The sequence below is a fragment of the Streptomyces sp. NBC_01515 genome (assembly GCF_045040345.1).
Lineage (GTDB): Bacteria > Actinomycetota > Actinomycetes > Streptomycetales > Streptomycetaceae > Streptomyces.
In genome coordinates this window covers 4466720-4490685 of record NZ_CP109416.1, presented here as the reverse complement: position 1 = coordinate 4490685, position 23966 = coordinate 4466720, and the positions used below count along the sequence as shown (strand labels likewise).

The 23966-nt window shown below is 70.7% G+C and carries 17 protein-coding genes and 2 pseudogenes; 9 read left to right on the top strand and 10 right to left on the bottom strand.

What is annotated here, in order from left to right; all coding sequences use genetic code 11:
- Positions 1-70: 70 nt before the first annotated feature.
- The 5 genes from OG407_RS19870 (at position 71) to OG407_RS19850 (ending at position 7984) form a co-directional block, all read left to right on the top strand.
- Positions 71-922 (top strand): serine hydrolase, encoded by an 852-nt coding sequence (locus tag OG407_RS19870; RefSeq protein WP_405859795.1) that lies wholly within the window; start codon positions 71-73, stop codon positions 920-922.
- A gap of 70 nt (positions 923-992) precedes the next feature.
- On the top strand, positions 993-2027 hold the full coding sequence (locus OG407_RS19865) for an esterase-like activity of phytase family protein (protein WP_405859793.1): 1035 nt from the start codon (positions 993-995) through the stop codon (positions 2025-2027).
- A gap of 94 nt (positions 2028-2121) precedes the next feature.
- Entirely contained in the window at positions 2122-5853 is a 3732-nt protein-coding gene (locus OG407_RS19860; RefSeq protein WP_405859791.1) for an ABC transporter ATP-binding protein, read from the top strand.
- Positions 5854-6067: 214 nt separating this feature from the next.
- Entirely contained in the window at positions 6068-6448 is a 381-nt protein-coding gene (locus OG407_RS19855; protein ID WP_403588312.1) for a hypothetical protein, read from the top strand.
- Positions 6449-6568: 120 nt separating this feature from the next.
- Positions 6569-7984 (top strand): S28 family serine protease, encoded by a 1416-nt coding sequence (locus OG407_RS19850; protein WP_405859788.1) that lies wholly within the window; start codon positions 6569-6571, stop codon positions 7982-7984.
- A 40-nt stretch (positions 7985-8024) separates the two neighbouring features.
- Here the strand turns inward: OG407_RS19850 and OG407_RS19845 are convergent, their stop codons facing one another.
- Positions 8025-8684, bottom strand: coding sequence for a hypothetical protein (locus OG407_RS19845; protein ID WP_405859786.1), 660 nt, complete (start codon positions 8682-8684; stop codon positions 8025-8027).
- Between the two features lie 110 nt (positions 8685-8794).
- Positions 8795-10579: a glycoside hydrolase family 3 protein gene (locus OG407_RS19840; RefSeq protein ID WP_405859784.1), complete on the bottom strand. Its 1785-nt coding sequence runs from the start codon at positions 10577-10579 to the stop codon at positions 8795-8797.
- Between the two features lie 522 nt (positions 10580-11101).
- On the opposite strand from OG407_RS19840, the gene aroA reads away from it, so the two are divergent.
- Both aroA and OG407_RS19830 read left to right on the top strand, forming a co-directional pair.
- A complete protein-coding gene (gene aroA, locus OG407_RS19835) occupies positions 11102-12355 on the top strand; it encodes a 3-phosphoshikimate 1-carboxyvinyltransferase (protein ID WP_405859782.1) in 1254 nt (417 codons plus the stop codon).
- A 262-nt stretch (positions 12356-12617) separates the two neighbouring features.
- The gene (locus OG407_RS19830) at positions 12618-13205 is read left to right on the top strand and encodes an RBBP9/YdeN family alpha/beta hydrolase (RefSeq protein WP_405859780.1); all 588 of its coding nucleotides are present in this window, start codon (positions 12618-12620) and stop codon (positions 13203-13205) included.
- Positions 13206-13267: 62 nt separating this feature from the next.
- Here OG407_RS19830 and OG407_RS19825 read toward each other — a convergent pair whose 3' ends face one another.
- The 5 genes and pseudogenes from OG407_RS19825 to OG407_RS19805 all read right to left on the bottom strand — a co-directional run.
- Entirely contained in the window at positions 13268-14521 is a 1254-nt protein-coding gene (locus tag OG407_RS19825) for an MFS transporter (RefSeq protein ID WP_405859778.1), read from the bottom strand.
- A gap of 80 nt (positions 14522-14601) precedes the next feature.
- On the bottom strand, positions 14602-15402 hold the full coding sequence (locus tag OG407_RS19820; protein WP_405859776.1) for a sugar phosphate isomerase/epimerase family protein: 801 nt from the start codon (positions 15400-15402) through the stop codon (positions 14602-14604).
- A 24-nt stretch (positions 15403-15426) separates the two neighbouring features.
- Complete coding sequence (locus OG407_RS19815) at positions 15427-16362, bottom strand: GNAT family N-acetyltransferase (protein ID WP_405859774.1); 936 nt, start codon at positions 16360-16362, stop codon at positions 15427-15429.
- A 109-nt stretch (positions 16363-16471) separates the two neighbouring features.
- Positions 16472-16861, bottom strand: a complete 390-nt coding sequence (locus OG407_RS19810) for a hypothetical protein (RefSeq protein ID WP_405859772.1) — start codon at positions 16859-16861, stop codon at positions 16472-16474.
- A 139-nt stretch (positions 16862-17000) separates the two neighbouring features.
- Positions 17001-17210: pseudogene (locus tag OG407_RS19805) on the bottom strand (DUF4253 domain-containing protein); the annotation flags it as partial.
- Between the two features lie 347 nt (positions 17211-17557).
- On the opposite strand from OG407_RS19805, the gene OG407_RS19800 reads away from it, so the two are divergent.
- A complete protein-coding gene (locus OG407_RS19800) occupies positions 17558-18226 on the top strand; it encodes a peptidase E (protein ID WP_405859770.1) in 669 nt (222 codons plus the stop codon).
- Positions 18227-18294: 68 nt separating this feature from the next.
- On the opposite strand, the gene OG407_RS19795 is transcribed toward OG407_RS19800, so the two are convergent.
- Positions 18295-19317: an NAD-dependent epimerase/dehydratase family protein gene (locus OG407_RS19795; protein WP_405859768.1), complete on the bottom strand. Its 1023-nt coding sequence runs from the start codon at positions 19315-19317 to the stop codon at positions 18295-18297.
- A 108-nt stretch (positions 19318-19425) separates the two neighbouring features.
- Positions 19426-20748, bottom strand: a pseudogene (locus OG407_RS19790) (MFS transporter).
- A gap of 55 nt (positions 20749-20803) precedes the next feature.
- Between OG407_RS19790 and OG407_RS19785 the strand changes: the two are divergent.
- Entirely contained in the window at positions 20804-21619 is an 816-nt protein-coding gene (locus OG407_RS19785) for an AraC family transcriptional regulator (RefSeq protein ID WP_405859766.1), read from the top strand.
- A gap of 1115 nt (positions 21620-22734) precedes the next feature.
- Here OG407_RS19785 and OG407_RS19780 read toward each other — a convergent pair.
- Positions 22735-23781 (bottom strand): LacI family DNA-binding transcriptional regulator, encoded by a 1047-nt coding sequence (locus OG407_RS19780; RefSeq protein ID WP_365300664.1) that lies wholly within the window; start codon positions 23779-23781, stop codon positions 22735-22737.
- Between the last annotated feature and the right edge of the window lie 185 nt (positions 23782-23966).

Below are 23966 nucleotides of genomic sequence, written 5' to 3'. Positions count from 1 at the left end.
GGGTAACGCGTCGTACAACCGTTCCCCAACCCGTACAACCTTTCACGCCTTCCTGTGAGTCAACTCATGCATGACTCAGTCTCTTTGGACCTCCCGCCGAGCCAGAGCGGTGGCCGTCGGCGTGGGCGCCGGCGTCCTGATACCCGTGCTGGCCGCCGCGACACCCGCTGCCGCGGCCACCCCGACGGTCAGCTGTACGTCGGCCAAGGCGGGCCTCGCCGCCAAGCTGACGAAGGACATCACCGCGGCCCTCGCGACCCGTAAGGGAACCGTCGCCGTCGGCCTCTACGACCGCACCACCAAGACCACCTGCGCCCTGCGGGCGACGAGCGCCTACGACTCCGCCAGCACCGTCAAGGTCACCGTCCTCGCCACGCTGCTGTGGGACGCGAAGAAGCACAACCGCCTGCTGACGTCGCGCGAGGCGACGCTCACCAAGGCCATGATCACCAAGTCGGACAACGACGCGACCTCCACCCTGTGGAAGCAGCTGGGCCTGACGAAGATCAAGGGCTTCCTGGCCGCCGCCGGCATGACCCAGACCAAGCCGGGCGCGAACAACTACTGGGGCCTGACCCAGGAGACCGTGACCGACGAACAGAAGCTGCTCAAGCTGGTCACCGCCAAGAACACGGTGCTGAGCGACAACTCCCGTGCATACATCCTGAAATTGATGAACCAGGTCATTTCCGGCCAGCGCTGGGGCACCCCGTACGGCGCCCCCTCCACGGTCACCGTCCACGTCAAGAACGGCTGGCTCCAGCGCTCCACGCACGGCTGGCGCGTCCACAGCCTGGGCACCTTCAACGGCGGCGGCCACGACTACATGATGTCCGTGCTCACCCAGGACAACAGCACGATGAGCTACGGCATCACCACGATCCAGGGCGTCGCGAAGGCGATCCACAAGGACCTCGCGTAGGTCCTGTCCTGGGGAAGCGCTTTACTGCGCGGTCTCCCGCACGTCACCCACCCGTCCTACGGTGACGCCCATGCGCCTGAGAACCGTACTCACGACCGCGACCGCCGGCCTGGCGGCGGCCACCTGCCTCACCGCCGCCGCCGGTCCCGCGAACGCCGACAACTCCCGTACCAGTAACGCATGTTCGTCCTCCGTCTCGATCGACCGCTTCTCCGACGCGCTCGACAAGACGACGTACGACGGCACCTTCGTCGGCAACTTCTCCGCGCTCGCCGTGGACAAGGACGGCTCACTTGCCGCCCTGGAGGACCGCTCCTCGCTGTTCAATCTGAACGCGAAGACGCTCCAGCCGAAGCGCGCCGTCCACCTCGCCGACGAGAACGGCGCCGACCTCGACTCCGAGGGCCTGGCCATCGACCGCGACGGCACGCGCCTGATCACCTCCGAGACCGAGCCGTCGATCCGCCGCTACTCCGCCGACGGCAAGATCCTCGACCGCCTCCCGGTCCCGTCCTCGCTCCTGGTCGCCCCGGCCGGGCGGGCCGTCTCCAACCAGACCTTCGAGGGCCTGACCCTGCTGCCCGGCGGCCACACCCTCCTCGCGTCGATGGAGTACCCGATCGCCGGGGACACCTCGGGCGACGTCCGCTTCCAGACCTGGACCCGGACCAAGGGCGACCACTTCAAGCTCGCCGCGCAGTACGCGTACAAGCCCGACGCCTCCTTCCTCGGCGTCCCCGAGGTACAGGCCCTCCCCGACGGCCGCCTCCTCGTCCTGGAACGCGGCTTCACCAGCGGCGTCGGCAACACCGTCCGCCTCTACCTGGCCGACCCCCGCCACGCGACGGACACCAGCAAGACCGACACCCTCACCGGCCAACCCGGAGTCCACCTCGTCAAGAAGACCCTGCTGGCCGACATCGCCGACTGCCCGACCCTGGGCGCGACCGCGAAGCAGCCCCAGCCGAACCCCCTCCTCGACAACATCGAGGGCATGGTGATCACGGGGAAGGAGAAGGGCCGTTACAAGGTGTTGCTGGTCAGCGACGACAACCAGAACACGGCCCAGACGACCCGGTTCTACTACCTCCGGGTCCGGGCCTGACGGCTTCGCCTGCCGACGGTTTGTTGCGGAGGGATGAAATCCGCTTCAATCCGCGTTGGTGCCTTCCGTAGATCGGCGAACGGAAGGCACCCGCGTGGCAGCACAACAGGGGGAGACACAGGGCTGGGCAAGAAGGCTGGCCGGATACGCCTGGCGCCACCCCAAGGACGTCATCCTCGCCCTGGGCGCCTCCCTGGCAGGCATGGCGGTCACCGCCCTCGTCCCCCTGGTCACCAAGGTGATCATCGACGACGTGATCACCGGCCACACCCGCTCCATGGCCCCCTGGGCCGCCGCCCTGATCGTCGCCGCCCTCCTCGTCTACGTCTCGACGTACATCCGCCGCTACTACGGCGGCCGCCTCGCCCTGGACGTCCAGCACGACCTCCGCACCGAGATGTACGGGACGATCACCCGCCTCGACGGCCGCCGCCAGGACGAACTGTCCACCGGCCAGGTCGTCGGCCGCGCGACCAGCGACCTCCAGCTCATCCAGGGCCTGCTCTTCATGCTCCCGATGACCATCGGGAACGTCCTGCTCTTCGTGATCTCCCTCGCGATCATGGCCTGGCTGTCCCTGCCCCTGACCCTGATAGCCCTGGCGGTCGCCCCCGCCCTCGGCTTCATCGCCCGGCGCAGCCGCAGCAAGCTGCACCCCTCCACCTGGTACGCGCAGGCCCAGGCCGCCGCCGTGGCGGGAGTCGTCGACGGCGCCGTCAGCGGCGTACGCGTCGTGAAGGGCTTCGGCCAGGAGGACCAGGAGACCGGAAAGCTCCGCGAGGTCGGCCGCAGGCTGTACGCGGGCCGCCTCCGCACGATCCGCCAGAACGCCCGCTACACCCCCGCCCTCCAGGCCGTCCCCGCCCTCGGCCAGGTCGCGATGCTCGCGCTGGGCGGCTGGCTCGCGGTGCGCGGCCACATCACGCTCGGCACGTTCGTCGCGTTCTCCACCTACCTAGCCCAACTCGTCGGCCCGGTCCGCATGTTGGCCATGGTCCTCACGGTCGGCCAGCAGGCCCGCGCCGGCACCGAACGCGTCCTGGAACTCATCGACACCCAGCCCTCCATGACGGACGGCACCAAGGAACTCCCCGCCGACGCCCCGGCCACGGTCGAGTTCGACGACGTCTCCTTCGGCTACGACCACGAGCGCCCCGTCCTCAACGGCCTCACCTTCGAGATCCGCCCCGGCGAGACCCTCGCGGTCGTCGGTTCCTCCGGCTCCGGAAAATCCACGGTCTCGCTGTTGCTGCCCCGCTTCTACGACGTCACCCACGGCGCCGTCCTCATCGGCGGCCACGACGTCCGCGAACTCACCCTCGACTCCCTCCGCGCAGCGATCGGCCTGGTCCCCGAGGACTCCTTCCTCTTCTCGGACACGGTCCGCAACAACATCGCCTACGGCCGCCCCGACGCGACCGAGGAGGAGATCCTCACCGCCTCCCGCGCCGCCCAGGCCGACCGGTTCATCGCGGAACTCCCCGACGGCTACGACACCACGGTCGGCGAACACGGCCTCACCCTCTCCGGCGGCCAGCGCCAGCGCGTCGCCCTCGCCCGCGCGATCCTCACCGACCCGCGCCTGCTGGTCCTGGACGACGCGACCTCGGCGGTGGACGCCCGCGTCGAGCACGAGATCCACGAGGCCCTCAAACAGGTCATGCGGGGCCGCACCACCCTGCTCATCGCGCACCGCCGCTCCACCCTCAACCTCGCCGACCGCATCGCCGTCCTCGACGGGGGCCGCCTCGCCGACATCGGCACGCACGACGAACTCCAGGAGCGTTCACCGCTCTACCGCCGCCTCCTCACCGACCCCGACGAACTCGGCGGCGTCTCGCCCGGCCACGCCCAGCCCGCCGCACCGGCCGAAGACACCTCCGTACGCGACGAGTTGGACGCGGAGTTCGACGCCGAGCGCGGACTCACACCCCGGCTGTGGACCGGCGACCGCGAGCCCAAGGACACCGCGCTGTCCGGGATGCCCGCGACGCCCGAACTCCTCGCCCAGGTCGACGCGTTGCCCCCGGCGACCGACGTCCCCGACATCGACGAGGCGGGCGCGGTCCGTGCCGAGGACTCGTACGGCCTGCGCCGACTGCTGCGCGGGTTCGGCCCCCCGCTGCTGATCAGCCTCGGCCTGGTCGCCGTGGACGCGAGCATGAGCCTGCTGCTGCCGATCATGATCCGGCACGGCATCGACCAGGGCGTCACCAAGATGGCGATCGGCGCGATCTGGTCGGCGTCGCTGCTGGCCCTCGTCGCCGTGGCCGTCCAGTGGGTGGCGCAGCGCGGCGAGACCCGCATGACGGGCCGTACCGGCGAACGGGTCCTCTACACCCTCCGCCTCAAGATCTTCGCCCAGCTCCAACGCCTCGGACTCGACTACTACGAGCGGGAGTTGACGGGCCGGATCATGACGAGGATGACGACGGACGTCGACGCCCTCTCGACCTTCCTGCAGACGGGGCTGGTCACGGCCTTCGTCTCGGTCGTCACCTTCTTCGGCATCATGGTCGCCCTGCTGGTGATCGACGTACAGCTCGCGCTGGTCGTGTTCGTCACCCTCCCCCCGCTGGTCGTCGCCACCTTCTTCTTCCGCCGGGCGAGCGTGAAGGCGTACGAACTCGCCCGTGAGCGCGTGTCGTTGGTGAACGCGGACCTCCAGGAGTCGGTGTCGGGGCTGCGGATCGTGCAGGCGTTCCGGCGCGAGAAGGACGGCGGCCGACGCTTCGCCGAACGCAGCAGCAGCTACCGCGCGGCGCGTACCCGGGGCCAGTGGCTGATCTCGATCTACTTCCCCTTCGTACAGCTGCTGTCGTCGGTGGCGGCGGCGTCGGTACTGATCGCGGGCGCGGGCAGGGTGGACAACGCGACCCTGACGACAGGCGCGTTGGTCGCCTACCTCCTCTACATCGACCTGTTCTTCGCCCCGGTCCAGCAGCTCTCCCAGGTCTTCGACGGCTACCAGCAGGCCACCGTCTCCCTGGGCCGCATCCAGGAGCTGCTCCAGGAACCGACGTCCACCCGAGCCGCCGACGAACCCCTCGAAGTCCTCTCCCTGCGCGGCGACATAGCCTTCGAGAACGTGCACTTCGCGTACGGCGACGACGAAGAGGCCATCGGGGGAGTGGAGTTGAGCATCCCCGCCGGCCAGACGGTCGCCTTCGTCGGCGAGACGGGCGCGGGCAAGTCGACCCTCGTGAAGCTGGTCGCCCGCTTCTACGACCCGACGGGCGGCCGGGTCACGGTCGACGGCACCGACCTCCGCGCCCTCGACATCACGTCGTACCGCCACCACCTGGGCGTCGTCCCCCAGGAGCCGTACCTCTTCCAGGGCACCGTCCGCGACGCCATCGCCTACGGTCGCCCCGACGCCACCGACGCCGAGGTCGAGGCGGCGGCCCGCGCGGTCGGCGCCCACGAGATGATCGCCACGCTCGACGGCGGCTACCTCCACGAGGTCGCCGAACGAGGCCGCAACCTCTCGGCGGGCCAACGCCAGCTGATCGCCCTGGCCCGCGCCGAACTGGTGGACCCCGACATCCTCCTCCTGGACGAGGCCACAGCAGCCCTCGACCTGGCCACAGAAGCCCAGGTCAACCAGGCCACCGACCGTCTCGCCGGCCGCCGCACCACCCTCGTCGTAGCCCACCGCCTGACAACGGCGGCACGCGCGGACCGGGTCGTGGTGATGGATCACGGTCGCGTCGTCGAGGACGGCACGCACGACGAGCTGCTCGCGCTCGGCGGGTACTACGCCGAGCTGTGGCGCACGTTCGTCGGTGTGCCGGGGGCGGAGGAGCAGGTCACCGCCCCCCGCTGACCCCTTCTATTTGCTCGTTCGCCTCCGGAGCGCCTCAGCCGGTGTCGAGAGCCCGACCGTGCTCGCCCCTTCGGGCCTCCGCGCGCTCGACCTCTCGACACCGGCGCGCCCCTACGGCTCACTCGCTGTCGCGCAACCATGCGACATACGTCTTGCGTCCGTACATCCGTACGCTGTTCGGCTGCTGTGCTGTGCGGGAGGGACGACTGTGGACATGGGTGCGCTACGACGGCGGGTGGCGCTCGGCATGGCCGTGCTCAGCATGTCCGGACTGCTCGCGTTCGCCGCCCCCGGCACCGCCCAGGCGGCCGCGGTCTGCCCGGGGCGGGAGGTGGAGACGCTGCGCTTCTCCACCGGCATCGTCCACGTCTTCCGCCGGGGTGACTACATCTGCGCGTACACCGTCCCCAAGGCCTCCGGCGCCAAGCGCACGATGTCGGTCAGCGTGCAGGCGCGCGGCAACCGCCCCGTCGTCGACAAGGGCCGCTACAAGCGCCGGGCCGGACCGGTCACCGTGCACGCCGGTCACCGGTGCGTGCTGGTGAAGGGCGCGGTCGGCGGCGGATCGGTCAGCTCGGGCTGGATCCTCTGCTGAGTCGCTGAGTCGCTGAGTCGCTGAGTCGCTGGTCAGCGCCGTAAACGCGCAACCACCCCTGGTGTGACGGGAGTTGCTCCGATAGCTTCCCGTTCACAACTGCCTCACAGGGGAGATGGCATGCGCAAGGCGCTCAGATGGCTGCTGGCGCTCACCGTGCTCATAGGCACGCTGAGTACGGCCGGGGTGGCCACCGCCGCCCAGACCGGCCAAGTCACTGATATCAAGGACCAGTTGCTGGCGATACCCGGCATGAGCCTGGTCCAGGAGAAGCCGTACACCGGCTACCGCTACTTCGTCCTGAACTACACCCAGCCGGTCGACCACCGGCACCCGTCCAAGGGCACGTTCCAGCAGCGGATCACCGTGCTGCACAAGGACGTCTCGCGCCCGACGGTCTTCTACACCGGCGGCTACAACGTCTCGACGACCCCCAGCCGCAGCGAACCGACCCGGATCGCGGACGCCAACCAAGTCTCCCTGGAATACCGCTACTTCACGCCGTCCCGGCCCGCCCCTGCCGACTGGTCCAAGCTCGACATCTGGCAGGCGGCCAGCGACCAGCACCGCGTCTTCAAGGCCCTCAAGCCGATCTACACCAAGAACTGGATCGCCACCGGCGGCTCCAAGGGCGGTATGACGGCCACCTACTTCGAGCGGTTCTACCCGCGTGACATGGACGGCGTGGTCGCCTACGTCGCCCCCAACGACGTGGTGAACAACGAGGATTCGGCCTACGACCGCTTCTTCACGAAGGTCGGCACCAAGGAGTGCCGCGACCGCCTGCACGCCGTACAGCGCGAGGCGCTGGTGCGCAGGGACTCGCTGGAGAAGAAGTACGCGGCGTACGCGGCCGAGAACGGCTTCACCTTCACCACCGTCGGCAGCCTGGACAAGGCCTATGAAGCCGTCGTCCTCGACTACGTCTGGGGCTTCTGGCAGTACAGCCTGCTCTCCGACTGCGACACCATCCCCGCGAACGCGGCGACCGCCACCGACGACGAGATCTGGACCTCGGTCGACACGATCTCCGGCTTCTCCTTCTACACCGACCAGGGCCTGGACCCGTACACCCCGTACTACTACCAGGCGGGCACCCAACTCGGCGCCCCCACCATCAAGTTCCCGTACATCGAGAAGAAGTACCTCCGCTACGGCTACCAGCCGCCCCGCAACTTCGTCCCCCGCGCCATCCCGATGAAGTTCCAGCCGAACGCCATGCGGGACGTGGACAGCTGGGTCCGCCACCACGCCGACCACATGCTCTTCGTCTACGGCCAGAACGACCCGTGGGGCGCCGAGCGCTTCGCCGTCGGCAAGGGCTCGAAGGACTCGTACGTCTTCACCGCGCCCGGCCTGAACCACGGCGCGAACGTCGCCGGCCTGACCGCCGACCAGAAGACACTCGCCACCGCCCGCATCCTGGCCTGGGCCGGCGTCCCGGCCACGACCACGGCACAGGCGAGGCCCCTCGCACCGTACGACGCGAGGCTGGACCGCCAGGACGTGCAGCGCGAGCCGACGCTCCGGCCGTAGGCAACCTCCTCACCGCGCCCGGCCGTTGACAGTCGCCCGACTACACCGGCCGGGCGCAGCCCACGGGTTGCTCGCCGCCGAGCTGGACGTACAGGGCCGTCGACGCGGGGCAACTCGCGCGCCGGAGCACGGCCTTGACCACCTTGTACTGCGGCTTCCGCTGCCCCGAGCCGTCGCACGCCGTCTCCCGGACCTGCCCGCTGCCCGAGCCATAGACACAGTCGCCGACGATTGTGCGGGGCCCGCCCCCGCCACCCGGATCACCGGGGTGCGGCGGCTCCAGGTTCCGCATACAGGCGTAGCCCTTGGGTATGACCCCGTCGCCGCCCGCGCCGGACGACCCCTGGGCGCTGATGTGCAGCACGAAGTCGGTGGTGGCCGGACAGACGGGACCGTCGCGCACATCACCGTCGTAGCGGGCGACGACCCGAGCGGCGGCGCGCTCACTGGTACAAGGCACCTCGGTGAAACTCGTCGTACCGAAGGAGCTGCACTCGTCGACGCCGAGGAACACCGCGCCGTAGCCGGTGGGTTGGGTGGTCGCGGACGAGGTCGTGGACGAGGTCGCGGCGGCCTTCCCACCGAGCCGTCCGTCGCCCTCACCCTCGCCCGATCCGGAACCGTGCGTGCCCTGGCAGCCCGTGGCCAGGGCGGCGAGCAGCACCGCGCACACCGCCCCCACGCACCATCGCTCACGCATCGATCCCCCCGACTGCCCCGCCCAGCGTGACCCGCGGCAGCGGGGGCACGCCAGACGTGCGGGGGGCTTTGGGCCAGTTGGCGGGGGTGGGGCGGGGGTGGAACGTACCCCTAGTACGACAGCCCGTGCCCCAGGGGATACAGCACCTGCGCCGGATCATCCGCGCGCCGCACCGCCACCGGCAGTTTCCCGCGGGGCCGGACCCGGCCCGCGATCACCCGTGCCGCCGCCCGGAGTTCGACGTCGGTCCAGGAGTAGGCCGCCAAGTAGGCGGTTACTGAGGGCAGTTGGGCAACATCGTAGGGGTTGCGGACCGCGACGGCCACGACCGGTGTCCCGGTGGCGACCAGTTGCTCGACGAGCGACTTCTGCGCGTCGGCCGCCGTGACGTTGTAGGTCGCCACAACCACCGCATCCGCCTCACGCGCCGCCGCCACGGCCTGCGCGACGGTCGCGGCGGAAGGAGCCGTACCGGTGGAGAGGGCGGTCGCCGTGAACCCTGACTCCCCGAGCGCCGCCGCGAGCACACCGGTGGGTGGACCCGTAGTACCCGTAGGGGAGGCCGGATCGGCGCCGACCACCAGAACCTTCCCGTGCGTACGACGGGACAGCGGCAGCAGCCCCGCCGAGTTGACCAGCAGGGTCGTCGTCCGCTCGGCGATCCGGTCGGCGGCGGAGAGATGTGCCGCGCTCCCGACCGTGCGGTCTACTCCCGCCCGGCTGACGTACGCGTCCTCGAACAGCCCCAGCCGCTCCTTCAGCCGCAGCACCCGCAGGATCGACTCGTCGAGCCGCGCCTCCGTCAACTCCCCACCCTGCACGGCCTTGAGAACGGCGTTCCAGGCGACGTCCAGGGAGGGCGGGTTGAGGAGTTGATCCACCCCGGCCTTCAGCGCGAGCACCGGCACCCTGTCGTCCCCGTACTTCTGGCGTACGCCCTCCATGGCCAGCGAGTCGGTGATCACGACTCCGTCGTAGCCGAGTTCGCCGCGCAGGATGCCGGTGACGATGGGGTGGGAGAGGGTGGCCGGGTCGCCGGAGTCGTCGAGGGCCGGAACCATGATGTGGGCGGTCATGATCGAGTCGATGCCCGCCTTGACGGCCGCCCGGAAGGGCACGGCGTCGAGCGCCTCCCACACCTCCCGGCTGTGCGTGATGACGGGGAACCCGAAGTGGCTGTCCACGGCGGTGTCCCCGTGCCCCGGGAAGTGCTTGGCGGTGGCGGCGACTCGGCTGCTCTGATACCCCGTCACCTCGGCGGCGACGAGCGCGGCCACCGCGTCCGGGTCGGCGCCGAAGGACCGTACGCCGATGACCGGGTTGGCCGGGTTGACGTTCACGTCGGCATCGGGGGAGTAGTCCTGGTTGACGCCCATCGCGCGCAGCTCGGCGCCGGAGATCCGGCCGAGGGTACGGGCGTCGGTACGGGAGCCGCCGGCGCCGATCGCCATCGCGCCCGGGAAGAGGGTCGCGGGCGCGCCGATACGGCAGACGATGCCGTGTTCCTGGTCGGTGGCGACCAGTACGGGTAGCCCTCGGGGTCGGCTCAGGGACGCCTTCTGGATGCCGTTCGAGAGGTCGGCGATCTGGTGGGGGTCGCGGGTGTTGTGCGCCCAGGTGAAGTAGATGACGCCGCCGACGTGGTACTTGGCGATCAGCTCGGCGGCCGTGCGCACGCCGATCTCGCTCAGGTTGGCATCGATGTCGGCCTGGTCGGGGGCGGTGGCGGAGTGGCCGTAGACCCGCATCACGAACAGCTGGCCGACCTTCTCCGGCAGTGTCATACGGGAGATCAGCGAGCGGAGTCTCTTGTCGTCGGCGTGGGCGGTGCCGCCGACCGCGAGGGATGCGGTGACGCCCATGGTCGCGGCGAGGACGGTACGTCTGGAGGGCACGTGCGCTCCTTCCGGAGGTGTTCCACTTCGGATCGTCGGATCCGCTGAAGGAAACTTCCACGACTTCACGAATATCCGGGAAGTTTCTGCCAGTCAAGGGAGCGCACAGTAAACCGGAGGAGGGGCCGCCATCGGCGCAGTTGGAGGGGGGCGCGCCGATGACGGCTTGCTGCCGGCCGCGGTACGGAGGAGAGGGTTGGTCAGCGTTCGCAGCCAGCAGCGAGGCCGACGCCGTACCACGGAGACTCATCCGGCAGCATGCGGTTTGGACGGCGGGGAGGGGATGCGGGTTCCCTCCTTCCGGTCGAATCCCGGAAGTTGGTGAACCCGTGCACAACGGGACGGATGCGGTCACCCACAGGAACGCGCGGTCACCCACAGGAACGCGCGGGCGGACGGCGGGGACGTACGGGAGAACGGCCGGGGCCTAGGGGAGAACGGCAGGGGCGTACGGGAGAACGGGGGTCGTCCATCCCGTGGACGTCCCGGCGGGGCGGCCGACCGCCGCCCGATCATGAGGGCATGCCCGTAGTCGACATCCCCGGTTCCAAGTCCATCACCGCCCGCGCGCTGTTCCTGGCGGCCGCCGCCGACGGCGTCACCACCCTCCGGCGCCCCCTCCGCTCGGACGACACCGAGGGCTTCGCCGAGGGCCTGATCCGGCTCGGCTACCGCGTGGGCCGGACCCCGGACGCCTGGCAGATCGACGGCCGCCCGCAGGGTCCGGCGGTCGCGGAGGCGGACGTGTACTGCCGGGACGGCGCGACGACGGCCCGCTTCCTGCCGACGTTGGCGGCGGCCGGGCACGGTAGCTTCCGCTTCGACGCGTCCCCGCAGATGCGCCGCCGCCCCCTCCTCCCGCTCACCCGCGCCCTGCGCGACCTGGGCGTCGACCTGCGCCACGAGGAGGCGGAGGGCCATCACCCCCTGCGCATCGAGGCGTCGGGGGTGGAGGGCGGAGAGGTGGTGCTGGACGCGGGCCAGTCCTCCCAGTACCTGACCGCGCTGCTTCTGCTGGGCCCCCTGACCAGGAAGGGTCTCCGCATCAGGGTCACGGACCTGGTCTCCGCGCCGTACGTCGAGATCACGATCGCGATGATGCGGGAGTTCGGGGTGGACGTCGGCAGGGAGGGTGCTACTTACGTCGTCCCGCCGGGGGGCTACGGGGCTACCACCTACGGGATCGAACCGGACGCGTCCACCGCGAGCTACTTCTTCGCCGCGGCTGCCGTGACCGGCGGCGAGGTCACGGTCCCCGGCCTCGGCACGGGCGCGCTCCAGGGCGACCTGGGCTTCGTCGACGTACTGCGCCGGATGGGCGCGGAGGTGGAGACGAGCGCGAAGGGCACCCGGGTGCGCGGCACGGGCGAGTTGCGAGGCCTCACGGTCACCATGCGGGACATCTCCGACACCATGCCGACACTGGCGGCGATCGCCCCCTTCGCCTCGGGCCCGGTCCGCATCGAGGACGTCGGCAACACCCGGGTGAAGGAGTGCGACCGGCTGGAGGCCTGTGCGGAGGGCCTCCGGCGGTTGGGCGTGGAGGTGGCGACGGGTCCGGACTGGATCGAGATCCGGCCGGGTGACGCGCCGGGGTCAACTCCCGTCACAGGCACGGAGATCAAGTCCTACGGCGACCACCGCATCGTCATGTCCTTCGCGGTGACCGGGCTGCGGGTGCCGGGTATTTCGTTCGACGACCCGGGGTGCGTACGGAAGACCTTCCCGGGTTTCCACGAGGCGTTCGGGGTGCTGCGGGGGCAGTTGCCGGGGTAGGGAGTCAGCGGGTGGGAGGCGCGCGTGGGGCGTTACAAGTCGCGGGCGGGCAGGTTGAGTTGACGGCGGACCGCACCCGGCACCGGATCACCTTCCGAATCCGGCACCCGGCACCGGATCACCTCCGCACCTTGCGCCAGATCACCTTCCACGCCCTGCACCGATCACCCTCCGCCCCCAGGCGCCGGTGGCGAGTTCGCGCCGGGACATCCGGTCGCCGTCGACTGGACCGATCGGCCGGTGATCGGAAACCATCGGCCTCATGAACTCCTACCTCATCCTCCACGGCTGGCAGAACCATCGCCCGAAGGAGCACTGGCAGCACTGGCTGGCCGACCGGCTCGGTGAACTCGGGCACCACGTCGTCTACCCCCAGTTGCCCGACCCCGACGCCCCCGACCTGGACGTGTGGCTGGGTGAACTCGCCCGCTGTCTCGACGAGTTGAAGAACGGCGGCGGCGCCGAACGAGTCGTCCTCGGACACAGCGCCTCGGCGCTGCTCTGGCTGCACGCCGTCGCCCGCGGCCAGGTCCAGGGCGGTGCGGCGGACCGTGTGCTGCTGGTCGGACCGCCCTCGCGTGCCGTGGTCGCCCAGTATCCGGAGGTCGCCGGATTCGCCCCGCCCGCCCCCGACTTCACCCTCCCTGGGAACGTCCGCCTCGTCGCCGGCGACGACGACCCGCACTGCCCGGAGAACGCCCGCACCGCCTACGGCGACCCGTTCGGCATCCCCACCGAACTCATCCCGGGCGCGGGCCACTTGGACCTGGTCGCCGGTTACGGCTCGTGGCCCGCGGTGCTGGACTGGTGCCTGGACGGGACGACACGGCTGGTGGCCCGTCCGGCGTAGGACTGACTCCGGGCAGGGCCGGTCTGCGCGGGTGGTGCGGGTGGGCGCGAAGGTGCGGCGGCTCACGCCTCGTCCGGGGTGACCCCGACCCCCGCCCCGGCCCGCAGTTCAGGCGTACTCGCCCCCACGCCCGCCACCGCCAGCACGCACAACAACCCGCCGGTGAACAGGGCCGTCGCGCCCGAGGTCCAGCCGGCGACCAGGCCGCCGCGGAGGTTGCCGAGGTTGGGGCCCGCCTGGCCGACGATCTGTTCGGTGGCGGAGACGCGGCCCAGGAGGGCGTCCGGGGTGTGGGTCTGGACGATCGTGCTGCGGGAGATCACGGACGTGGAGTCGGCGGCGCCGGCCAGGGCGAGGAACGCGAGGCCCGCCCACGGGTTCGTCATCAGGCCGAAGGCGGCCAGCGCGGCGCCCCATGTACTCGCGCCGAGCAGCATCACCAGCCCCGGGCGGCCGAGCCGGGTGACCGTGCCGGAGAAGACGGACGCGGTGATGCCGCCGACGGAGATCGCCGAGAGGAACAGGCCCAGGGTGCGCGGATCACCCCCGAAACGCTCGGAGTTGATCAACGGGAAGAGGCTGACGGGCATCGCGAGGACCGTCGCGGCCAGGTCGGTGAGCAGCGCGCCGCGTACCACCCGGTGGCCGGCCAGAAAACGCAGGCCGTCCAGGACACCGTGCAGTCCGGCCCGCGACGGTTCGCCCTCGGGCGGCAGCGCGGGCAGGCCGAAGGCGCCGTAGAAAGCGAGGAGGAAGGTGAGCGCGTCGACCAGGTAGCAGGCGCCGATGCCGGCCCAGCCGATCAGCAGGCCGCCGAGCGCGGGGCCGACGAGCATCATGGTCGTGAAGGACATGGTGTTGAGGGCGAGACCCGCCGCCACCTGGTCCTTCGGCAGCAGCCGGGGTATGAACACGCCCGACGCCGGGCCGCCCACCGCGCCGAAGCACGACTGCGCGGCGACCAGCGCGAGCACACCGAGCACCGGGACGTGCCCGGTGAAGCCCTGCACGGCGAGGAGCAGCGAACAGACGGACTGGCCAACCGTGTTGAAGAGGTAGATGCGCCGCCGGTCGCCGCGATCGACCCACGAACCGGCGAACAGCCCGACGACCACCGTCGGCACCGCGTTCGCCAGCCCGACCGCACCGGTCCAGACCGTGCTGTGGGTCATGTCCCAGACCTGGTACATGACGGTCACCATGGTCATGAACATCCCCAGCACGGACACCGTCCGCCCGATCAGCAGCCGCCGGAACACCGGGGACGTCCGCAAGGGCCGGACGTCGATCAACGTACGGGCGAGTGCGGGGCTCATGAGGGCATGACGGAGCGCGGGGCGGGGTGAGGAGGCACCGAGGGACCCTAAGCCGCGGCCCGCAGGCACCGCCAGTCGTTTTACGCCGAGTCGTTGAGCAGCCGCGCCAGATGATCGTGACCGGCGCCCAGCAGTTCGGGCAGCGGCGCGGCGGCCTCGTACCACCGCTTCTCGTACTCCCAGCAGAGCCAGCCGTCCCACTCGTGCCGGGAGAGGACCTCGACGCACTCGGCGAGCGGGAGGACGCCGGCCCCGAGCGCCAGCGGGGTGGTGTCGGCGGCCGACGCGATGTCCTTGACCTGCACGTATCCGAGATACGGGCCCAGCGCGGCGAGCGTCTCCGACGGCTGCTCGCCGCCGAGCCAGGTGTGCATGACGTCCCACAGCGCACCGGCCTGCCGGTGCCCGACCGGCCCGAGCACGCGGAGCGCGTCCGCGCCGGTCCGGTGCGAGTCGTGGGTCTCCAGCAGCACCCGTACGCCGAGATCGGCACCCCACTCCGCCGCGGTACCGAGCCGCCGAGCGGCCGTGGCATCGGCCTCCTCCACGGACTGTTCGGTACCGCCGCCGGGAAAGACACGGATGAAGGGCGCGCCCAAGTCCCTTGCCAGCTCCAGCAGTTCACGGACCTCGGCGAGTACGGCGGCGTCGTCGCCCGGTGCCGCCACCCGCGCATACCCCGCGAGGCCCAGGACTTCGACCCCGGCCGCCTTGAACTCGGCGACCACGTCGGCCCGTTGGGCGGCGTCGATACCGGGGTGCACGGGCTCCTCGGGATGCGCGCGCAACTCGACGCCGTGGTAGCCGTGCGTGACGGCGAGCTGGAGCACGTCGGCCACGGGGAGGCCCGGGACACCGAGGGTGGAGAAGGCGAGCTTCATGGTCAGGACCCTACTCGTCGCCGCTCAGTGTGGCTCGTGCAGGTCGAGCCGCCAGTCCTGGCCGACGAGGTCCTGGCCGAAGGAGCGGTGTGGTTTCTCGGCGGCGAGGACGAACCCGTGCCGCTGGTAGATCCGGCGGGCGGCGCCGAGGATGTCGTTGGTCCACAGCACGAGGTCGCGATACCCGACCCCGCGCGCGAACTCGACGACAGCCGCGACGAGTTGATCCCCGATCCGCAGCCCGCGCGCGTCGGGCTCGACGAGCAGCAGCCGCAGCCGGGCGGTACCCGGAGCATCGTCCCGTACACACATCACACACCCCACCGCGCGCCCGTCGAGCTCGGCGATCCACACCCGCTCCAGATGCGGATCGTGATCCTCGGCGAAATCGGCGACGATCCGCGCGACGAGCCCTTCGTAGTCGGCGTTGAAGTCGTACTCGGCGGCGTACAGGGCCGCGTTCCGCTGCACGATCCAGCCGAGGTCACCGGGTCCCGGCTCCCGCAGCACGATGTCCTTGGGCCGCGGCCGGTGCTTGTCCGACGCGGACAGAACCGTCCGTACGGTGTGCAGCGCCTCGGCGAGCCGCGACCGGTCGGCCTCCGGCACGGTCGCGAGCAGCGCCCCCACGGATTCGTCCGCCCGCTCCGCCAGCAGCGCGGCGGTCTCCCGCCCCCGCACGGTGAGCGTGACCTGCCGCCGCCGCGGATCCCGCTCCGAGGGCGCCCGCTCGACCAGCCCGTCCTGCTCGAACCGGTTCAGGATCCGGCTCAAGTACCCGGCGTCGAGCGAGAGTTCGGCCCGGAGATCGGCGGCGTCCGTACGAGGGGTGTGCGCGAGTTCGTACAGGACGCGGGACTCGGTGAGAGTGAACGGGGCGTAGAGATGGCGGCTGTAGTCGAGGGCGCCGATGACGTTCGTATAGAAGCGGTTGAAGGCGCGAATGTCCTGGACGGTCATGATCGATCCCCGGTGGTCGCTCAGGGTAGTTGACTCAGTCAGAGGTACTACGGGTCCGACGGTAGTACGGCGGAGGGCCGCGCGTCCATGGTTGTGGTGCTCCGGACTGTCACCGGGACCTGTAGCCCGGGACCTGGAACCCGGGGCCCGGTTCCCTGTCGGCCGAGGCCGGGGATGTCCCGATCTCGGCAGCCAGCACGGCCATGTCGCGCAGGTGCGTGCAGTACTCGGCCGCGCGCTCATCGTCGATCGCCGGGAGAACCTCCGCGATCGCCGCCGCGACCCTCAACAGCCCCGCACGGCGCCGCTCGTCGAGCGGGCCGTCGCGGACGCCGGAGATGTATCCATAGGCGTTCGCGTCGAGCAGCACCAGGTCCTCGCCCGCGATTTCCATACCGCGGACGCCTGGAGGGAAGGGCGTGGCCAGGTGCTGGGCCATCATCCGCGACAGCGTGTCGAGTTGCAGTGCTGTCTCTTCCTGTTCCGTCTCTTCGAGCATGCGGGAGATTTTGACAGGGGCAGACGTACCCGGGTTCGGCTCCGGCCGCCGGCGTCCATGAGCCATCAGCAGCGACCCAGTCCCACCAGAACCGCCACTGGTGCCGCCCCACAAGCCCGTTCACGTACTCGGGGAACGGTGTCGGCGGATCGTCCACGATGTTGTCGGCGGTCGACAGCACATGTTCCAGGGCGAGTTGCTCAGCGTGCGGGACATCGAGCGGCGGCCGGGCGACCGACACGGTCAGCGCACTCCCGAACCCGGACACGACCCGCGCCCCGAACCGCTCCTCCCAACTCCGCAACAGCGCACACAACAAGGGAAGCGGAGCCTCGGCCGCCCACCCCACGATCGCCGGTACATCGGTGCTACGACGCGCGGGCACGAGGGCCAACTGGCAGGTTGCAGGAAGGGTTCGGTCCCGAGCAGATCCTCTACGGCTCACCCGGCGGCCTGCGCCGCGCTCACCCCGGCACCCGTGTCGGACCCGCCGGCCGCGAGACCGGGCCAGCTCTCGAAGGGCGGCCCCGGGTCGTGCGGCCAGGCTCGTTGTACTCCCGGACGTCGTCCGGCACGCTGTCCGGCAACACGTCGGCCGCCGCCGGATTCGACCAGTACGGCAGCCGTCGGGGGAGTGGAGCTGGGGCGGATCCCGGGTTCGTTGCGCGCGTGCGTCCGCCGTGCTTGGCTCGCCCGATGAACCTTCTGCTGACGGCGAGTGGCCTGCGCAACGAGACGCTGCGGGATGCGCTGCGGGACATGCTGGGCAAGCCGTTCGGATCGGCGAACGTCGTGTACATCCCCACGGCGTCGGTCGCCGAGCCCGGGGACCACGGGTGGTTCGTCGCGGACCTGAACCGGCTGCACGGCCTCGGCTGGCGGGAGTTCGACGTCCTCGAACTGAACGGCTTGCCCCGGCAGTTGGTGCTCGACCGGCTGCTCCACGCCGACGTCATCTACGTCGAGGGCGGCAACCACTACCACCTCGCACGCAGCATCACCGGCAACGGCCTGGCCGACGGCTTCCTGGAGGCACTGGAGAACCGGGTCTATGTCGGGGTCAGCGCCGGCTCGATGATCTTCAGCCGCAACCTCACCGGACACTCCGCCGACGTCATCGGCGACACCGCGGACCTCCACGTACTCGGCGCGACGACCGTGGACCCCCCGTTCGGCCTCTTCGACTGGTACCTCAAGCCCCACCTGTACTCGCCCAACTTCCCCGAACGGGACGACTCCTGGGCCGATCGCATCACCGCGCGGGCGGACTTCCCGATCTACTTCATCGACGACGACACGGCCGTCCGCGTCAGGGACGGCAAGGTGGATGTCATTTCTGAGGGCCGGTGGCGATTCCATCAGTGACGTGGTGCGTGGCGGGGAGCCCCGGACAGGGGCGGGGCGCTGCGAAGCCGCCGGGGTGAGCACCCGCGTCAGCGTCCTGAGAGGAAGGCGTCCTCGGCCGCGTAGTCGAAGTACTCCGCGAAGTAGCCGTCGTCGACGGGAGGTTGGCCGTTCGCAGCCGCTTCCATCAGCCAGTCCAGTACGGGCGCGATCGTGGTCGCGTAGGTACCGGCCGGCCGGTAGCCGAGTGCCGTAGCGGCGGAGGTGTCGAGGACGATCGGGTGCGGGGAATCCCAGGGGGTGATGCCCAGGCCGGTAGGCGCCATGTCGTCCAGCAGCACTTCCTCCTCCCACTCATGGCCCAGGTACCCGGCAAGCGCCCGGCAGATCTCCCGCACGCTCGGCGCGTCCGGATCGGCGCAGTTGAGGACGCGGGTTCCTGGCCGCTCGGCGACGGTCTCGATGAGCGCGGCGAGATTCGCGGCGGCGGTGGTGTGGACGACCCCTGCACCTCGCCGGGCCAGCAGCAAGGCCGCACGCCCGTCCAACACCCGCTTGACGACGGCCCATTCACGCGCGGGGGACGCCCCGACCCCGTGAATCTGCGAGGGCCGCAACACGCTGATGGGCAACCCGCTCTCCAGGGCGACGAGTTCGGCGGCGACCTTGTTCGCGCCGTAGCCCTCGCGTGAGCGGTAGTCGATGTCGTCGCGCGGGGTCATGGTCGGGTTGGTCTCGGGGATCGGGCCGGAGAAGTGGGGTGGTGTCGACGAGTTGACGTGGTTGCCCGCCGCGTCGATGTAGACGGCCCGGCCGGATATCAGCACGGTGGAGGTCGCGTGCGCGGCCAACGGCAGCAGCGAATGGGCGTCGGCGCCGGTGAAGCAGAGACAGTCGACGAGGAGGTCGGTTCCCTCGCCGACCGCGGCCCGCAGGGCGGTGGCGTCCGCGCGGTCCACCGCCCTGAACTCGCCACCTAGCGCGCTCAGTTCGGGCGGCATACGAGCGGGGTCCCGGCCGGTCACGTCCACCCGCCATCCGGCGACCAGCAGGCGATGCGCGACGGCTCGCCCGACCAGTCCGGTTCCGCCGAGGATGAGGGCACGGGGCATGAAGGGATCGTAGGCCGACATCGGGCACGGGAGTGGGCGCTTTTCGGAGCGCTATTGCGCGGGGGGCAATGCCTTTGCCGTGCGCGGGAGTTGTCGTCTCCCGGATCTCTACGGCTGCGAGGACGCTGGCCGCGCCGCAGCAACGTCGTACTGCCAGAACGGTCTGACCACCAGTGCCCCCGCGATGACCACGAACACGCACACCAGCGAACTGCCCGTCCACGCGAGGCCGAGGCCTGTCGTGGAGGCCATGGCGCCGGCGCGCAGGTCGCCGAGGCGGGGGCCGCCCGCTACGACGACGGTGAAGACGCCTTGGAGGCGACCGCGGAGGGCGTCGGGGGCGTAGGTCTGGAGGATGGTCTGGCGGTAGACCGCGCTGACGAGGTCGGCCGCTCCGGCGGCTGCCAACAAGGCTGCCGCCGCGAGGAGTTGGTGGACCGTACCCGCGAGGGCGACCGCCGCCGCCCAGGCGACGACGGCGACGGCGAGTGCCCGGCCCTGGCGGCGTACGCGCCCGATCCAGCCGCTGAACAGGCCCGCCGCGACCGACCCGATCGCGATGGCCGAGTACAGCAGCCCCACCCCGCTACCACCGAACCGCGTCTGCGCCGCCTCCGGGAACAGCGCGGTCGGCATGGCCAGGGTCATCGCCGCGATGTCGACCGCGAAGGACATCCAGAGCACGGGCGCGACGGCGATGAACCGCAGCCCGTCGAGCACCGAGCGCAGTCCACCCTTAGGGGCCTCCGAGCCGGTCGGCTTGACCGAGGGCAGGCGAAGAGCCGAGTACAGCAGGAGCGAGAACAGCACGGCGTCGGCGCCGTACGCCCAGCTCTAGCCGTTCGGGAGGGAGATCAGGACGCCCGCGACCAGCGGCCCGGCGACCTGGCCGACGTTGCCGGCGGTGAAGTACAGCGTGTTCGCCGCGGGTACCAGCGGGGTCGGCACGACACGGGGGATGATCGCGCCCCGGGCCGCGGACGACACGGCGAAGGCGCCGGCCTGCACGGCGACGAGGCCGAGGATGAGCGGCACCGAACGCACGTCGGCGACCGCCTGGAACAGCAGGGCGAGCGTGACCACCCAGGTCAGACAGGCCGACGCGAGGTACAACGTACGGCGGTCGAACCGGTCCGCGACGGCACCGCCGTACAGCCCGAAGACCACGAGCGGTACGAGGCCGGCCATCCCCGTCAGTCCCACGGACAGCGACGACCGGGTCAGGTCGTACACCTGCACCGGGATGGTGACGTCGGTGACCATGGTCCCGACGTAGGCCGCACTCTGCCCGATCAACAGACGCCGGAAGACGGGGAGTTGGAACGGCCGGGTGTCGAGCGCGGCACCGCGCAGCCCGGCGGCGAGGCGGGTCTTCAGCGTGGGCGGAGAGGCCGGAGGGGAGGGAGAGGGGGCGGGAGGTGTCGTGGGCATGTTCCTCACGCTGGCAGGACGGCCAGGTGCGGCGCTTCCGTTATTCTGCCGAGCCATGTCGGAAAACGGCCAGGCGGGGACGGCGGAGACGGCGGAGACGGCGGAGAGGACAGATAAGGCGGAGACGGCGGACAGCGCGGCTACGGAGCCCAGGGACACCACCCACGCCCACCTCGCGGGTGACGTCATCGGCCGTCACCAGCACGGCTACCACCAGCTTCTCTACGTCAGTGCCGGTGTGCTGGCGGTGCAGACGGGCGAGGCGTCCTGGGTGGCGTCCAGCGCGCGTGCCGTCTGGCTTCCGGCGGGCATGTGGCACCAGCACCGGGTGCACGGGCACAGCTCCGTACACACCATCGGCTTCGCCGCCCACGACGTGCTGCTGGACTCCGGGACGCCGGTCGTCGTGGCCGTGGACGCGCTGGTCCGCGAACTGATCATCGCGTGCAGCGAACCGGATCTCCCGCAGCAGGAGTCCCGCCGCCTGCGCGCAGTTCTGCGGGACCGCCTGAGAAGAGCCCAAGTGGAGCCGCTGACGCTCCCCACCCCCACCAACTCCCTGCTCCGGCAGGCATGTTCACTGGTGACGGACGACCTACGGCAACCCCGCACCGCCACCTGGCTCGCCCGCCGCATCGGCGTCAGCGAACGCACCCTGGCCCGGCTGTTCAGAACCGAGTTCGGCATGACGTACCCGCAATGGCGGACCAACGTCCGCGTCTTCCACGCCATGGTCCTCCTGGCGGAAGGCGCGACGGTCAGCGAGACGGGCCGCCAGTGCGGTTGGTCCACGACCAGCGCCTTCATCGACACGTTCAGCCGCACGATGGGCCAGACACCGGGCACGTACCGCGTTGGACCTGGCGGATAGGCACGTTGCACTCCAGGCTTCCCCCTTCACGGCGATTGGCCGGGTGGGGATACGCCTGGCTCTTTCGTAAGTGACCGTTGGGCCGCCCGCTTCTTGGTCAGTGTCGGGCTTCCGCGTCCCGAGTAAAGGGCGCTCCGCTGCGCTGCGCGTCGCCTGCGGCGATTCCGCTTCGCTCCACCCTTGACTCGGGCCGCTCCAGCCCGTTGGAGAAGCGAGCGGGCGGCCCCGGAGGAACGGGTGGCCTAGGGAGAGGGCCCCTTACGGCGGTTACGTGTCCGGCCGGTGTTGAGGAACGCGCTCGCGCCTCGCCAGCACGCCGGGCCGGCTCAGCGGCCAACGCCGAGTGGGGTGGCGCGTCCACAGGTCGGCGGCACGCCACGTCGGCTCAGCGGCTTGCGGCTGGGGGGTGGCGGGTGGTTGTGCGCTCGTGTTTCATCCCTGAGGTGGGTTGGCTTCGCGGCTGCGAGCGATCGGACGCGGGACCGGGCCGAGTCGGGCCGAGCAGGGCCGGGCCGGGCGGGTCCGGGCACGGGGGTGTCGGGAAGCTGTCCCGAAAGTAACCCCCTAACCAGCCTTTGACTGGTTAGAAAAAGACACAGCTTCCCGCCCCCCCCGTGCCCGGACCCGCCCCTGTCACCACCGGCCGCTCGCGATGGGACAGCCCCGACCTACCACCCCCCCACACGCCGCCCCCACACCCCACTTGGCATCAGCCGCTAAGCCGGCCCGGCGTGCCACCAACTCGTGGGCGCGCCATCCCACTTGGCGTCAGTCGCTAAGCCAGCCCGGCGTGCCGCCACCCTGTCGTCGCGCCACCCCACCCGGCGTTGGCCGCTAAGCCGACCCGGCGTGCCGGCGAGGCGCGAGCGCGTTCCTCGGTGCCGGGTGAGGGCATGACAAGCCCGAGGGTCTCCATACCTGGGCAACCGTCATTCAGGGCCGCCCGCTCGCTTCTGAAACGGGATTCCGTGAGCCGAGTCAAGGGTGGAGCGGAGCGGAATCGGCGTAGCCGACGCGTAGCGCAGCGGAGCGCCCTTTACTCGGGTCACGGAATCCCGACACTGGCCAAGAAGCGGGTGGCCCAACGGTCATGTATCGGCTCAGCTCCGGTACACCTACTTCCGCGGCACCCCAGAAGACCCCCGCACCATCAACTCCCCCCGAACCGTGGCGATCCCACCCGGCGGCGGCTCCTCCCGCCCCATCGCGATCCGCCCCGCCCGGGCCCCCGCCTCGGACAACGGCAACCGCACAGTCGTAAGCGAAGGCACCGCGTCCACACTGAACGGCAGATCGTCGAACCCGGCGACCGAGACATCGTCCGGAATCCGCCGCCCGGACTCCCGCAGCGCCGCGGACGCCCCCACCGCGACGGAGTCGTTCGCCGCGACCACGGCCGTCAGCGACGGATCCCGCCGCAGCAGCTCCAGCGTGGCCTCGTAACCGGAGCGCCGGTCGTAGCGGCCGTGCACAGTCCACCGCGGATCCTCTACGATCCCGTGCGCGGCCAGCGCCTCCCGGTGGCCCTCCAGCCGGTGCCGCGTCGTCGTCCGTTCCTCCGGGCCCGCGATGTAGCCGAGCCGACGATGGCCGAGGCCGATCAGGTGCTCGGTCAGTTCCCGGCCGCCCCCGCGGTTGTCGAAGGTCAGCGCGAACGCCCCGGTGTCCGGCGCCGGCGGCCTCCCGCACAGCACCACCCGCGTCCCCGCCTCCCCCAGCTTCCGCAGCTTCGCCGCGACCGCCGCCGCGTGCGGCGCGTTCTCCATCGCGCCGCCGGTCAGCACGACCGCCGCCGCCCGCTGCCGCTGCAACAGGGTCAGGTACGTCAGCTCGCGCTCCGGGGAGCCGCCCGTGTTGCACACCACCGCCAGCCGTTCCCCGCCCGCACGGCCCCCCGGCCCCCCGATCTCGCCCTGGATCGCGCTCGCCATGATCCCGAAGAAGGGGTCGGCGATGTCGTTGACCAGGATGCCGACCAGGTCGGAGGTGGCCGCCGCCAGCGCGCTCGCGGGACCGTTCAGGACGTAGTCCAGCTCGTCGACCGCCCGCAGAACCCGCTCGCGCGTGGTGGCCGCGACCGGATAGTTGCCGTTCAGTACGCGCGACACCGTCGCGGGGGAGACCTGGGCGCGGGCCGCCACGTCCGCCAGGGTCACCGTCATGTTGTTCGTCCTCCGGTCGCGCATCTTCGGTCGCGCATCTTGTCGTACGCCGTTGTACATAGGGTGCTCGGTTGTACACAGGCCGCTCAAAGGAAGCCCCCGTCCGAGCAGACCATAAGGCCACCCGCCCCGGTTGTTCGCCCCCTCGAACAACTCGACCCCATCACGGTCTTGTACAGACCAGT

What these genes read in the sequence shown, in the direction of transcription:
- OG407_RS19870 (WP_405859795.1), top strand. Translation starts at nt 71, where the DNA reads ATGACTCAGTCTCTTTGGACCTCCCGCCGAGCCAGAGCGGTGGCCGTC.
- OG407_RS19865 (WP_405859793.1), top strand. Translation starts at nt 993, where the DNA reads ATGCGCCTGAGAACCGTACTCACGACCGCGACCGCCGGCCTGGCGGCG.
- OG407_RS19855 (WP_403588312.1), top strand. Translation starts at nt 6,068, where the DNA reads ATGGGTGCGCTACGACGGCGGGTGGCGCTCGGCATGGCCGTGCTCAGC.
- OG407_RS19850 (WP_405859788.1), top strand. Translation starts at nt 6,569, where the DNA reads ATGCGCAAGGCGCTCAGATGGCTGCTGGCGCTCACCGTGCTCATAGGC.
- OG407_RS19845 (WP_405859786.1), bottom strand. Translation starts at nt 8,684, where the DNA reads ATGCGTGAGCGATGGTGCGTGGGGGCGGTGTGCGCGGTGCTGCTCGCC.
- aroA (WP_405859782.1), top strand. Translation starts at nt 11,102, where the DNA reads ATGCCCGTAGTCGACATCCCCGGTTCCAAGTCCATCACCGCCCGCGCG.
- OG407_RS19830 (WP_405859780.1), top strand. Translation starts at nt 12,618, where the DNA reads ATGAACTCCTACCTCATCCTCCACGGCTGGCAGAACCATCGCCCGAAG.
- OG407_RS19825 (WP_405859778.1), bottom strand. Translation starts at nt 14,521, where the DNA reads ATGAGCCCCGCACTCGCCCGTACGTTGATCGACGTCCGGCCCTTGCGG.
- OG407_RS19820 (WP_405859776.1), bottom strand. Translation starts at nt 15,402, where the DNA reads ATGAAGCTCGCCTTCTCCACCCTCGGTGTCCCGGGCCTCCCCGTGGCC.
- OG407_RS19815 (WP_405859774.1), bottom strand. Translation starts at nt 16,362, where the DNA reads ATGACCGTCCAGGACATTCGCGCCTTCAACCGCTTCTATACGAACGTC.
- OG407_RS19810 (WP_405859772.1), bottom strand. Translation starts at nt 16,861, where the DNA reads ATGCTCGAAGAGACGGAACAGGAAGAGACAGCACTGCAACTCGACACG.
- OG407_RS19800 (WP_405859770.1), top strand. Translation starts at nt 17,558, where the DNA reads ATGAACCTTCTGCTGACGGCGAGTGGCCTGCGCAACGAGACGCTGCGG.
- OG407_RS19795 (WP_405859768.1), bottom strand. Translation starts at nt 19,317, where the DNA reads ATGCCCCGTGCCCTCATCCTCGGCGGAACCGGACTGGTCGGGCGAGCC.
- OG407_RS19785 (WP_405859766.1), top strand. Translation starts at nt 20,804, where the DNA reads ATGTCGGAAAACGGCCAGGCGGGGACGGCGGAGACGGCGGAGACGGCG.
- OG407_RS19780 (WP_365300664.1), bottom strand. Translation starts at nt 23,781, where the DNA reads ATGACGGTGACCCTGGCGGACGTGGCGGCCCGCGCCCAGGTCTCCCCC.